The organism is Microbacterium sp. NPDC090281, from assembly GCF_044769635.1.
Classification (GTDB): domain Bacteria; phylum Actinomycetota; class Actinomycetes; order Actinomycetales; family Microbacteriaceae; genus Microbacterium.
This window is the reverse complement of record NZ_JBIVYH010000001.1, coordinates 2,293,552-2,306,043: the sequence shown is the minus strand read 5'-3', so window position 1 is coordinate 2,306,043 and position 12,492 is coordinate 2,293,552. Positions and strand designations below refer to the sequence as shown.

Below are 12,492 nucleotides of genomic sequence, written 5' to 3'. Positions count from 1 at the left end.
TATCGTGATCAGGTGACGAGGATCATCGCAGGCAGCGCCAGAGGTGCCCGACTCGAGGTGCCGGGCGCCGGAACACGTCCAACGAGCGATCGGGTACGCGAATCGCTCTTCGGCGCGCTCGAGTCCCTCAGCGCCATCTCCGGCGCACGGGTCCTCGATCTGTACGCGGGATCGGGAGCGCTCGGTCTGGAGTCCCTCAGCCGAGGAGCCGCGAGTGCCGAGTTCGTCGAGCGAGGACGCCAAGCCGCTGCCATCGTTCGGCGCAACGCCGCGATCGTCGCGAAAGCCGGCGGCATGGCGAGCGGCCGGGTCCACGAGAGCGCGGTCCACGCCTTCCTCCAGCGGGCGAGCGGTCCGTTCGACCTCGTCTTCACGGACCCGCCGTACGATCTCGATGACACCGCGATGACGGCCGATCTCGTCGCACTCGCACCACTTCTTTCGTCCGATGCCGTGGTCGTCGTCGAACGAGCACGTCGCTCCACGCCTCCGGACTTCACTGCGGCCGGCCTGGAGCTCTTCCGGGAGAAGTCCTACGGAGACACCACGCTGTGGTGGGCGGAACCGGCCTCGAACGACGAGAGCGCCGCACCGATCGATCAGCCGGCGACCGAGTCCCAGTCGCGGTAGGGATCCCATCCGCTGACGTCGACCGGCAGATCGTCGCAGAGCAGTCCTTCATCGCCGCGATGCTGAACCTTCCCGATGATCCGGAACCCCGGAGGCAGCACGCCGTCGGGGAACGTGGCGAGGAGCGCGTGGTCCTCTCCCCCGGCCATCGCTCGTTCCGGATCATCGCCGAGCGCGGCCCTCTCGAGAGCGATCGTGACCTCTGATGCCGCAGCCATCCGTCGAGCGTCGAGAGCCAGCCCGTCGGAGATGTCCATCATCGCCGTGGCACCGGCGGTCGCCGCCACAGCACCGAGACCGATGGGCGGAGATGGACGCAGCTGCGCGGCCAGGGCAGCGCTCTCCCCCGAAGCGAGCTTCGCCACGTCGACCGCGACCGGAACACCGTCGTCGCGGAAACGGCCGAACAGCACGGCGAGGCCGTGCGCTGCATGGCCGAGTTCGCCGGCCACCGCGACGACATCGCCCGGCCGCGCACCGCTACGAGTGACGGCGGCGCGTCCCTCGAGGTCACCGAGAGCCGTCACAGCCACGGTCAGCACGTCGGAGACGGTCAGGTCACCGCCGACGACGGCGCATCCCGGCGCGAGTGCCGCACACGCATCCTTGAAACCATCGGCGAGCCGCTCGACGAACGAGAGTCGGAGGTCGCGTGGCACGGCGAGAGCGACCAGCAGTGCGGTCGGACGCGCGCCCATCGCCGCGACATCCGCGAGGTTCACCGCAGCGGCCTTCCAGCCCAGGTCGTACCCGCTGGACCAGGCGAGACGGAAGTCCGGTCCGTGAACGAGAGTGTCGGTCGTCGCCACCACGGACCCGGAAGGAGTCGCGATCACTGCGGCGTCGTCGCCTGGCCCGATCAACGCGTGGGACGCAGCAGGCGTCCGGGTCAAGATCGCCTGGAGGATGCGGCCTTCGGACACATCGCCCAGGCGCGGATCGTCGGCTTCGGGTCGGGAGGGCATGCTGTCAAAGGTAGCCTGGAAGCATGCCCCGTTCCCGTCGCCTCGCTGTCCTCGCAGGCGCAGTGGCCCTCGCTGCGATGCTCACCGGCTGTTCGACCACCGTGCACCTCGAACCTGCTGCGGATGCGAACAACCCGGCATGCGCGAATGTCTCGGTATTGCTTCCTGACGCCGTCGGCGATCTCGACCGTCTATGGACCGACGCTCAGGCCACGGGCGCATGGGGCGACCCCACCGTCGTGTTGCGCTGCGGCGTCGAGCCGCCGGCCCCCTCGGCCCTCGTGTGCACGACGCTCGGCGGGGTCGACTGGTTGGTACTCGAACAGGAAGAGGAGCGGCAGCGTCTGGTCACCTACGGGCGCGACCCCGCGATCGAGGTGAGCATCCGCCGTGGCGAGCAGGTCGACTTCCAGTCGATCGTCGACAAGATCTCCTCGAGCATCCAGGCAGGTCTCGCACCCGCGACAGCGCAGTGCACCGACCGCGTCGAGTTCCCCGCGAGCTGAAGCCCGCGAGGAACTCCGCTGTCAGCGGCGCAGGCCCGCTTCGACCAGCTCGGTGATCAGGTCGCCGTAGCTCAGCCCTGAAGCCACCCAGCACTTCGGGAACATCGAGATCGGGGTGAACCCCGGCATCGTGTTCAGCTCGTTCACCACGAGATCGCCGGACGATGTCAGGAACATGTCGACACGGGCGAGACCTCGACCGTCGACGGCCTCGAACGCACGGATGGCCGCTCCCTGGATCGCTGCCAGCTCGGAGTCGGTCACCTCGGCAGGGCACACGACATCGACACCGTCGCCACCGAGGTACTTGCCCTCGAAGTCGTAGAAGCCGCGCGAGGTCAACACGATCTCGCCGGGGAGCGACGCCCGCACACCCTCTGCGCTCTCGAGCACCGCGACCTCGATCTCGCGACCGCTCACACCCGTCTCGATCAGCACCTTGTCGTCTTCGGCGAAAGCCACAGCCAGCGCAGCATCGAGCTCGTCCGGGGTGTCGACCTTGGACACGCCGACGCTCGATCCCGCACGCGCAGGCTTCACGAACAGCGGCAGCCCGAGCTCGGCGGCGTGAGCGCGCACGGCGGCAGCGTCACGGTCCCAGTCCTTGCGGCGGACCGTCACCCAGGGCGCGACGGAGATGCCGGCTGCCTGGAGGGCGATCTTCATGAAGTGCTTGTCCATGCACAGCGCGGAGTCGAGAACGCCGCCACCCGCATAGGGAACCTCGAGCGTGTCGAAGTAACCCTGGATCGTGCCGTCTTCGCCGTGCGGACCATGCAGGATGGGCAGCACGACATCGATCTCACCGAGACCGTCCACCGTTCCGTCGACCTGCACGACACGCAACGTGCGGTCGCCTCCGGGCTCCGGCCACAACACGCGCGTGCCGTTGTCGACGACCTCGGGGAGGTGTGCGGCATCCAGCGGGAACTTCGCGGGATCGTCGTCTTCCAGGACGAACGCGCCCTCACGAGTGATCCCCACCGGGATCACGGCGTAGCGGTCGCGATCAATTGCCCCCAGCACGCCCCCCGCCGTTGCGGAACTGATCGAATGCTCGCTGGAGCGCCCGCCGAAGAGCACCACCACCGTCTGCTTGTCCATGGTTGGTCCTCTCACCCTGCGGGGTGTCGTCGTCCGTCGTCAGGTGGGGTGCGATGTCCCGCGGATCCATCTTGCCGTCGAGCACCATCTTCACCTGCTCGACGATGGGCATGTCGACCTCGGCCTCGCGCGCGAGCTGCAGGATGGGCGCGACCGACGCCAGACCCTCTGCGGTCTGCTGCATCTGCTTCACGACGTCCTGGAAGCTGTACCCCTGGCCGAGCAGGCGTCCTGCGGTGTTGTTGCGGCTCAACGGCGACTGGCACGTGGCGATCAGGTCTCCGAGCCCTGCAAGGCCCTGGAGCGTCTCCGGATGTGCACCGTTCGCCACTGCGAAGTCCGTCATCTCGACGAGTCCGCGAGTGATGATCGACGCCTTCGTGTTCTCGCCGTATCCGACACCGTCGACGATGCCGATGGCGACCGCGATCAGGTTCTTGAGCACACCACCGAACTCGGTGCCGATCACATCTGTGTTCACGAACGTGCGGAAGTAACTGTTCCGAGCCGCGCGTGCGACGATCTCGGCGGTCTCCTGGCTGCGCGAGGAGATCACAGCGGCCGTCGGCTGCTCTCGAGCGATCTCGAGTGCGAGGTTCGGACCGGATGCGACCGCGATGCGATCAGGGTCGCAGCGCAGTTCCTGCTGGATCACCTGGCTCATGCGCAGACCGGTACCGCGCTCGACACCCTTCATGAGGCTGATGACCTTCGCATCGCTATCGGCGAGCAGAGGCCGCAGCGCCTTCAGATTCTCACGCAGCGACTGGCTCGGCACCGACAGGTAGACCTGGTCGACGCCCTCGAGTGAGGTCGCCAGTTCATGAGTCGCCGCCATCGTCCGCGGCAGGTTGATGCCGGGCAGATAGCGGGAGTTGCGCTTGGCCTCGTTGATCTCCTGCGCGAGTTCTGCACGACGGGCCCACATCGTCACCTGGGCGCCGCCGTCTGCGAGGATCTTGCCGAAGGTCGTTCCCCAGCTGCCGGAGCCGATGACCGTGGCCCGCGGACCTACCGGAACGGTTCTCTTAGGAGTCAAGGCGTCCGGTCTCCTTCTGGCCGTGGCTGGCCGGGTTCCATCGTTCCGCCGGAGCCTTCTCGTCGCGCAGCTCTTCGAGGAGCACGGTGATGGCGTTCATCAGCCTGGTCGTCGCCTCGTTGAGCGCGGCGGGCTCGCCTGCACGTCCTCGCAGGTCGGCGACATCGACGGGGTCGCCGATCAGTACCCGGACGGGCTTGCGGAGCGGCCAGAGGCTGAGGCCCTTCTGGTACCGCCCCATGATCTCCTGGGTGCCCCACTGCGCCATCGGGATCAGTGGGATCCCGTCGGCGAGGGCCAGTCGCACTGCGCCGGACTTGCCCCGCATGGGCCAGAGGTCAGGGTCACGGGTGAGCGTGCCCTCGGGGTAGACGATCACGCCGCGACCGTGCTCGACGAGTTCTTTCGACTGCACCATCGTCTGTCGCGCCGACGCTGCCGAGGAGGTGCGCGCCACAGGGATCATTCCGGTGCGCCGCAGGAACCAGCCGAGCACCGGCACCTTGAACAAGCTCTCCTTGGCCATGAACCGCGGCGCACGGCCGATCCGCCAAACGGCGACGGCGACGATGAGCGGATCGAACTCCGAGTAGTGGTTCGGTGCGAGGATGAACGAGCCTTCACGCGGCAGCTTCTCCGCACCACTGACACGGATCTTCGCGATCAGGGCGACCACGGGGATCACCAGCGCCGCGAGCGGCCAGAACACGCTCGGTCGCGTCGTCTCCGTGGATCGGGACGTCATCGGGCTCACCGAATGACGTCGAAGTCGGCACCGAGCGCGTCGAGCTTGGCGAGGAACTTCTCGTACCCCCGGCTGAGGATGTCGACACCGGACACCTTCGACTCACCCGTTGCCGTCAATGCCGCGATGACGTGGCTGTAACCGCCACGCAGGTCGGGCACCACGATGTCGGCACCGTGCAACGGCGTCGGACCGGTGATGACCGCAGCCTGCTCGAGGTCACGACGGGGAACGCGACGGGGTCCGTCCTGCAGGCCGCGCGGGTGCACGACGATGTCGGCGCCCATCTTGACCAGAGCATCAGTGAAACCCAACCGGTTCTCGTAGACGGTCTCGTGCACGACCGAGCGACCATGAGCCTGGGTCAGTGCGACCACCAGGGGCTGCTGCCAGTCGGTCATGAAGCCGGGATGCACATCGGTCTCGATGACGACGGGCTTGATCTCTCCGTCACGGCGGAAGAGGATGCCGTCTTCCTGGATGTCGAACCAGCCGCCCGCCTTGCGGAAGACGTTGAGGAACGTCAGCATCTCCTGCTGCTTGGCTCCGCCGACGAAGATCTCGCCGTCGGTGGCCAGCGCAGCCGAAGCCCAGGACGCCGCCTCGTTGCGGTCGAAGATCGATCGGTGGTCGTAGCCGCGGAGCGTCTCGACACCTTCGATGACGATGACCCGGTTGGGCTCGTAGGAGATGATCGCGCCCATCTTCTGCAGGACGGCGATCAGGTCCATGATCTCGGGCTCGATGGCGGCGTTGCGCAGCTCGGTGACGCCCTCGGCGCGGACGGCGGTCAGGAGCACCTGCTCCGTCGCGCCGACGCTCGGGTACGGCAGGTGGATGTTGGCTCCGTGCAGGCGTCCACCGCCTGTCGAGAGGCGGATGCCGCTGGGAAGCTTCTCGACGATGGCTCCGAACTTGCGCAGCGCGTCGAGGTGGAAGTCGATCGGGCGGTCGCCGATGCGGCATCCGCCGAGGTCGGGGATGAACGCCTGACCGAGGCGGTGCAGCAGCGGGCCGCAGAACAGGATCGGGATGCGGGACGCACCGGCATGGGCGTCGATCTCCTCGAAGTGGGCGGATTCGACGTCGCTCGGGTCGAAGACCAGCGCACCGGGCTCGTCGCCCTCGGAGACGCGGACGCCGTGCACCTCGAGCAGCGAGCGCACGACGGCGACATCACTGATCGCCGGCACGTCGCGCAGAGTGCTCACGGTCTCACCGAGCAGCGAGGCGACCATGGCCTTCGTGGCCAGGTTCTTCGCACCCTTGACATCGACGCGACCTCGGAGCGCACGTCCGCCTCGAATGGCGAGGACGTCTCCGGTGAGGGCAGGGACTCCGTCCGGAAGAGCGTCGCGCACAGGTGTCGTCATTCGGAGCCTCACTTCATTAACGGATTTCGGGGGCGGGTTGCCCCCTGGCTTCCCACCCCCGACCGTCTACTGAACGGGAAGGGTCCGGGGCCGCCACGACTCGCGACGGGCCTCGAACTGCGCGATCTTGTCTTCGTTGCGCAGTGTGAGCCCGATGTCATCGAGCCCTTCGAGGAGCCGCCATCTAGTGTAATCGTCGATCCCGATCTCGGCCTGGACGTCACCGATCGATGCCGTCCGAGCCTCGAGGTCAACCGTGATGTTCGCACCGGGGTTCGCGTCGATCTCGGCCCAGATCCGCTCCAGGTCCTCTTCTGAGATCGTCGCAGCCAACAGGCCCTGTTTCCCCGAGTTTCCGCGGAAGATGTCGGCGAATCGCGGGCTCAGGACGACGGCGAACCCGAAGTCACGGAGCGCCCAGACAGCGTGCTCACGGCTGGATCCGGTGCCGAAGTCGGGACCGGCGACCAGGACCGACGCGCCGATGAACGGCTCCTGGTTGAGCACGAAATCCGGGTCCTGACGCCACCCGTGAAAGAGTGCATCCTCGAAGCCCGTCTTGGTGACCCGCTTCAGGAAGACCGCGGGGATGATCTGGTCGGTGTCGACGTTCGAGCGCTTCAGCGGCGCCGCGATGCCCGTATGAGTGATGAACTTCTCCATGGTCAGACCCCTTCCTCGACGAGCAGATCGCTCGGACTCGACAATGTGCCGCGGATGGCCGTCGCTGCTGCGACGAGCGGAGAGACCAGATGCGTGCGCCCGCCCTTGCCCTGCCGACCTTCGAAGTTGCGATTCGAGGTGGAGGCGCAGCGCTCACCCGGTGCGAGCTGGTCGGGGTTCATGCCGAGACACATCGAGCAGCCGGCGAATCGCCACTCCGCTCCGAAGTCCTTGATGATCTTGTCGAGGCCCTCGGCCTCGGCCTCCAGGCGCACTCGCGCGGAGCCGGGAACCACCATGACACGCACACCATCGGCCTTCTGCTTGCCCTGGATGATGGAGGCGAAGGCTCGCAGGTCTTCGATGCGGCTGTTCGTGCAGGAGCCCATGAAGACCGCATCCACCGGTACCTCCTTGAGAGGTGTGCCCGGAGTGAGGTCCATGTACTCGAGTGCGCGCTCTGCGGCTGCGCGTTCGTTCGGGTCTTCGATCTCGACCGGGTTCGGCACCGACGCAGACAACGAGCTGCCCTGACCGGGGTTCGTGCCCCACGTCACGAACGGCTCGAGCTCGTCCGCGTCGATGAACACCTCGGCGTCGAACTCCGCGCCGTCATCGGTCGGCAGCGTGCGCCAGTATGCGACCGCGTCGTCCCAGTCCTGTCCCTTGGGCGCATGCGGACGGCCCTTGAGGTACTCGAACGTGGTCTCGTCCGGTGCGACCATACCTGCACGAGCTCCGGCCTCGATCGACATGTTGCAGATCGTCATGCGACCTTCCATCGACAGCGCTCGGATCGCACTGCCACGGAACTCCAGCACATACCCCTGTCCTCCGCCGGTGGTGATCTTGGCGATCACGGCGAGGATGATGTCTTTCGCGGTTACTCCGGGGCGCAGGGTGCCGTCGACGTTGATCGCCATCGTCTTGAACGGCTTGAGCGGGAGCGTCTGGGTGGCCATGACGTGCTCGACCTCGCTCGTTCCGATGCCGAACGCCATCGCTCCGAATGCACCGTGGGTCGAAGTGTGCGAATCGCCGCAGACGACCGTGATGCCGGGCATGGTCAGGCCGAGCTGAGGACCGACCACGTGCACGATCCCCTGCTCGGCGTCGCCCAGCGAGTGCAGGCGCACACCGAACTCGGCGGCGTTGCGGCGCAGCGTCTCGATCTGCGTGCGGCTGGTGAGGTCGGCGATCGGCTTGTGGATCTCCAGCGTCGGGGTGTTGTGGTCTTCGGTCGCGATCGTGAGGTCGACGCGGCGGAGCGGCCGTCCTTCGCTGCGAAGACCATCGAAGGCCTGCGGGCTGGTGACCTCGTGCACGAGGTGCAGGTCGATGTAGATGAGGTCGGGTTCGCCGTTCTCACCCTTGACGACGAGGTGGTCGTCCCAGACCTTCTCGGCGAGGGTCCTGCGGCGTGCGGAATCGGCACCGTTTGCGGGGGTGTTCATTGCGTGTCTCCTGTGGCTGGCGGTTCGGCCCACGATGGACTCCGCGACGAGGAGGGGCTCAGAACGAGGTCTCGTCGCGGCGCCTAAGAAGAAGGTTCACGGTCCGCATGACGCCAGATTACCACCGCTCGGACATGCTCCGACCCGTCATGACACTCTGTTGAGCACCCGAACGACCGAGAGGCAACGCATGACCGTCGACACCGCCCGCTTCGCCACCCGTGCGGTCCATGCAGCGAGAAGCCGCGAGACGGCTGCCGCGCGCGCGACACCGATCTATCTGACGGCGGGCTTCGAGTTCGACGACTTCGACCACGCCGCCGATCACTTCAGCACCGGTGCCGGCTTCGGGTACACGCGCACCGGCAACCCGACCGTTCGAGCTGTGGAGCGCCAGCTCGCCGCCCTGGAATCCGGTGCGGATGCCGTCCTCGTCGCCAGCGGACAGGCGGCGGTGGCCACCGCACTGCTCACCGTCGCCGGCGCAGGCGATCACATCGTCTCTTCGACCCACATCTACGAAGGCACACGGGGACTCTTCCTCGACAACCTCGCCAGGCTCGACATCGAGACGACGTTCGTCGACGACATCGCCGATCCGGATGCCTGGCGCGCGGCGATCCGCCCGAACACCCGCGCTCTGTTCGCCGAGTCCCTCGCCAATGCACGAAACGATGTGCTGGACATCCGCGCCATCAGCGACATCGGCGACGAGTTCGCGATCCCGCTGATCATCGACAACACGCTCGCGACGCCGGCGTTGCTGCGTCCGATCGAGCACGGCGCGGCGATCGTCGTCCACTCCGCGTCGAAGTTCCTCGCCGGACACGGATCCGTGCTCGGCGGTGTGATCGTCGACGATGGCCGCTTCGACGCCGAGCACGCCGGACACAACGCGCCGCATCTCGTGCTCCCCGGCCGAGGGGACGCGCCCAGCGTGTTCGCCCGTCATGGAGGTCGGGCCCGGATCGCCTATGCCCGGGAGTCCGTGGCCCCTCGATTCGGCGCATCTCCCTCACCGCTCAACGCGTTCCTGATCGGACAGGGCGTGGAGACGCTCAGCCTCCGCGTCGAGCGGCAGTCTCAGAACGCCCTCCGGATCGCCCAGTGGCTGGAGCAGCACGAGGAGGTCGAGGGCGTGGACTACGTCGGCCTCACCTCGCACCCCGACCACGAGCTCGGAAAGGGGTACCTCGGCGGCGGATTCGGCTCGATCTTCACCTTCACCCTTCGTGGTGGCCTCCCGGCCGCGCGCCGATTCGTCGAGCACGTGCAGGTCTTCACCCACATGACCCACATCGGCGACGTGCGTTCCCTCGTGCTGCATCCGGGAACGACGAGTCACGCGCAGCGGACCGAGGAGGAGCGCGTAGCGCTCGGCGTGCACCCCGGCACGCTGCGGCTCTCGATCGGCATCGAAGACGTCGATGACCTTCTCGCCGACCTCTCCCACGTGCTCGAGGCCGTGCGGGAGACGGTGGCATGAGCCGCCCCCAGCACTTCGGCTGGTTCCTCGCCCGCGGCTTCGGTCCGCAGGGATGGGGCTATCCAGCCCTCGACTGGGACTATGACTGGACACGCCCCGAGATCTATCAAGACGCCGCCCGCACGCTCGAGCAGGCCGGGTTCGACCTCGTGATCATCGAGGATGCGCCGTCGCTCGGGTCGCCGTCGACGATCGACCTGCGGGTCCGCCATGCGTTCGGCGGCCCGAAACACGATCCGCTTCTCCTCGCCCCCTATCTCTTCCAGGCGACCACGCATCTCGGCGTGGTGCCGACCGTCAATCCCGCCGCCTACCTCCCCTATACGGCCGCCCGCCAGTTCGCGACTCTGCAGCATCTCAGCGGGCATCGACTGGGGCTCAACGTCGTCACCGACACCGGGAGCGCCCGCCACTTCTCCGCCGCGCCGCAGCTCGGACACGACGAGGCCTACGACCGCGCCGAGGAATGGCTCGCCGGCATCCGCGACCTCTGGCGCAGCTGGGACGACGGTGCGCTCCTTGCCGATCGGGCGACCGACGTCTTCGCGGACGGCACCCGACTGCGGACGGTCGAGCACCGCGGCGAGTACTTCTCCTTCGACGGCCCGCTGAACGCCGTACCCTTCACCGACGGGGATCCCGCGATCGTCTCCCCCGGCGGCTCGGGACGCGGGCTCGGGTTCGCCGGTGCGAACTCGGATGTGCAGCTCGCGCTGGCCCCGTTGAACGAGAAGTCCGTGCGCGACTACCGCGCCAAAGTGCACGATGCGGCGATCGCCGAGGGCCGGCGCCCTGAGGACATCAAGATCCTCTTCGCCATCCAGCCCGTCATCACCACCTCCAGCGAGGAGGCCGACCGCATCGTGGCGGCTTCCGCTCACCCGGACGATGCCGCGCTCGTGCAGATCGCTCGGAAGCAGTCCAGCGACCTCGAGACCGATCTGACCTCGCTCGATCTCGACAAGCCGCTCGACCTCTCGATCTTCGGCGCCCATGTCTCTCGCGGAAGCATCCAGCGCCTGATCGGCGACCGTGGCGAGGGCGCTCCCCTGCGCGCACACCTGACGGCACTCGCCCGTGCGGGACGGATCACGGACCGCAGCGGCTTCGTCGGCACTGCCGAGGAGTTCGCGGACCTGATCGAAGAGCTCGGCGATTGGGGCAACGACGGGGTCCTGCTGTGGGGCGACTTCCACCCGGTGACGTTGCACCGGACGCTCGACGAGCTCGTACCGGTCCTGCGCCGCCGCGGAATCCTCCGTCGCGAGTACGCAGAGGGCGGCCTGCAGGCGAACCTGCGCCAGTTCTGATCCGGGCGCAGGTCCGCTGCACGACTATTCGCTGATCGCGGCCTTCGTCTTCGCGCGCTTCTCGCGCGACGAGGCGATGAGGCTCGCCACCGTCGCGATGGTCATCGATGCCAGGATCACTCCGAGCGAGACCATGTTGCTGATGTCGGGCACCCACTCGACGTGCTCGCCGCCGTTGATGAACGGCAGCTCGTTGACGTGCAGGGCGTGCAGGATCAGCTTGATGCCGATGAAGCCGAGGATGACGGCGATGCCGTAGTGCAGGTAGCGCAGGCGGTCGAGCAGGTCGCCGAGCAGGAAGTACAGCTGGCGAAGACCCATCAGCGCGAAGATGTTGGCTGCGAAGACGAGGAAGCCGTTCGTGGTGATCTCGAAGATCGCGGGGATCGAGTCGATCGCGAAGATCAGGTCGGTCACACCGATCGTGATGAAGACGATCACCATGGGCGTCCACATGCGCTTGCCGTCGACCGTGGTGCGGATCTTCGATCCGTCGTAGGTCTCGCTGATGTCGACCCGGCGACGCAGCAGCCGGACGATGAAGTTCTCGCGCTGCACCTCGCCCTCGTGATCGCCGTCCGGCATCGCCTGACGGATCGCCGTCCAGATGAGGAAGGCGCCGAAGATGTAGAAGATCGGCGAGAAGTTCTCGACGATCGCGACGCCTGCGAGGATGAACAGCCCGCGCAGGACGAGGGCGATGATGATGCCGACCATGAGCACCTGCTGCTGCAGACGACGTGGCACGGCGAACTGGGCCATGATCAGGACGAAGACGAACAGGTTGTCGATCGACAGGCTGTATTCCAGCGCCCAGCCGGTGACGAAGTCGCCCGCGTTCTGCCAGCCGCCGACGTTGCCGAGGAGCACCGCGAACAGCAGGGCGAGTCCGACGTAGAACACCACCCAGAGAGTGGACTCCTTGGTCGATGGGATGTGCGGCCGCAGCCGGATGAGGAGCAGATCGCCGATCAGGATGATCGTGAGGACGACCATCGAGGTGATCTCGAACCAGACGGGAATTTCCAAGGGCGCACTGCACCTTTCGCGGAGGGGTCGGGAATGAGTCGAAAGTCTCTCCCCCGCACGGATGTGCGGCGCGCGCCCGGAGCAGCGATGACGGTGCTCGTGATGACGTTACGCGCGGATTCGGGATACTCCCTCTCGCCCGGGCAATGCTACCGGAGCCGTGAGGACACAGGGAACAGTTGTTCCTT

The 12,492-nt window shown here is 67.0% G+C and carries 12 protein-coding genes; 4 read left to right on the top strand and 8 right to left on the bottom strand.

From position 1 onward, the window contains the following. Window positions 1-12: 12 nt before the first annotated feature. On the top strand, window positions 13-630 hold the full coding sequence (gene rsmD, locus ACIQTX_RS11020) for a 16S rRNA (guanine(966)-N(2))-methyltransferase RsmD (RefSeq protein WP_402972087.1): 618 nt from the start codon (window positions 13-15) through the stop codon (window positions 628-630). On the opposite strand, the gene thiL is transcribed toward rsmD, so the two are convergent. After that, window positions 600-1,595, bottom strand: a complete 996-nt coding sequence (gene thiL / locus ACIQTX_RS11015) for a thiamine-phosphate kinase (RefSeq protein WP_402972085.1) — start codon at window positions 1,593-1,595, stop codon at window positions 600-602. The two genes, rsmD and thiL, sit on opposite strands and share 31 nt — an antisense overlap. 23 nt (window positions 1,596-1,618) lie before the next feature. Between thiL and ACIQTX_RS11010 the strand changes: the two genes are divergently transcribed. After that, window positions 1,619-2,101 carry a DUF3515 family protein gene (locus ACIQTX_RS11010; RefSeq protein WP_028502701.1) on the top strand — a complete coding sequence of 161 codons (483 nt, stop codon included), beginning with the start codon at window positions 1,619-1,621 and terminating at the stop codon, window positions 2,099-2,101. 21 nt (window positions 2,102-2,122) lie between these two features. Here the strand turns inward: ACIQTX_RS11010 and ACIQTX_RS11005 are convergent, their stop codons facing one another. The 6 genes from ACIQTX_RS11005 to leuC form a co-directional block, all read right to left on the bottom strand. Beyond that, entirely contained in the window at window positions 2,123-3,205 is a 1,083-nt protein-coding gene (locus tag ACIQTX_RS11005) for a D-alanine--D-alanine ligase family protein (protein WP_402972083.1), read from the bottom strand. Beyond that, window positions 3,111-4,244 (bottom strand): NAD(P)H-dependent glycerol-3-phosphate dehydrogenase, encoded by a 1,134-nt coding sequence (locus tag ACIQTX_RS11000; protein ID WP_028502703.1) that lies wholly within the window; start codon window positions 4,242-4,244, stop codon window positions 3,111-3,113. The genes ACIQTX_RS11005 and ACIQTX_RS11000 overlap by 95 nt, the downstream gene beginning before the upstream one ends. Next, a complete protein-coding gene (locus tag ACIQTX_RS10995; protein ID WP_105525478.1) occupies window positions 4,234-4,989 on the bottom strand; it encodes a 1-acyl-sn-glycerol-3-phosphate acyltransferase in 756 nt (251 codons plus the stop codon). The genes ACIQTX_RS11000 and ACIQTX_RS10995 overlap by 11 nt, the downstream gene beginning before the upstream one ends. Window positions 4,990-4,994: 5 nt before the next feature. Next, window positions 4,995-6,362, bottom strand: a complete 1,368-nt coding sequence (gene murA / locus ACIQTX_RS10990; protein WP_028502705.1) for a UDP-N-acetylglucosamine 1-carboxyvinyltransferase — start codon at window positions 6,360-6,362, stop codon at window positions 4,995-4,997. A gap of 66 nt (window positions 6,363-6,428) precedes the next feature. Continuing rightward, window positions 6,429-7,025 carry a 3-isopropylmalate dehydratase small subunit gene (gene leuD, locus ACIQTX_RS10985; protein WP_105525479.1) on the bottom strand — a complete coding sequence of 199 codons (597 nt, stop codon included), beginning with the start codon at window positions 7,023-7,025 and terminating at the stop codon, window positions 6,429-6,431. 2 nt (window positions 7,026-7,027) lie between these two features. Further along, the gene (gene leuC, locus ACIQTX_RS10980) at window positions 7,028-8,479 is read right to left on the bottom strand and encodes a 3-isopropylmalate dehydratase large subunit (RefSeq protein ID WP_028502707.1); all 1,452 of its coding nucleotides are present in this window, start codon (window positions 8,477-8,479) and stop codon (window positions 7,028-7,030) included. A 190-nt stretch (window positions 8,480-8,669) separates the two neighbouring features. Between leuC and ACIQTX_RS10975 the strand changes: the two genes are divergently transcribed. Together ACIQTX_RS10975 and ACIQTX_RS10970 are read left to right on the top strand one after the other, a co-directional pair. Next, complete coding sequence (locus tag ACIQTX_RS10975; RefSeq protein ID WP_402972079.1) at window positions 8,670-9,965, top strand: O-acetylhomoserine aminocarboxypropyltransferase/cysteine synthase family protein; 1,296 nt, start codon at window positions 8,670-8,672, stop codon at window positions 9,963-9,965. Further along, window positions 9,962-11,275 (top strand): LLM class flavin-dependent oxidoreductase, encoded by a 1,314-nt coding sequence (locus ACIQTX_RS10970; protein ID WP_402972077.1) that lies wholly within the window; start codon window positions 9,962-9,964, stop codon window positions 11,273-11,275. The genes ACIQTX_RS10975 and ACIQTX_RS10970 overlap by 4 nt, the downstream gene beginning before the upstream one ends. A 24-nt stretch (window positions 11,276-11,299) precedes the next feature. Here ACIQTX_RS10970 and ACIQTX_RS10965 read toward each other — a convergent pair whose 3' ends face one another. After that, on the bottom strand, window positions 11,300-12,304 hold the full coding sequence (locus ACIQTX_RS10965) for a TerC/Alx family metal homeostasis membrane protein (protein WP_028502710.1): 1,005 nt from the start codon (window positions 12,302-12,304) through the stop codon (window positions 11,300-11,302). Between the last annotated feature and the right edge of the window lie 188 nt (window positions 12,305-12,492).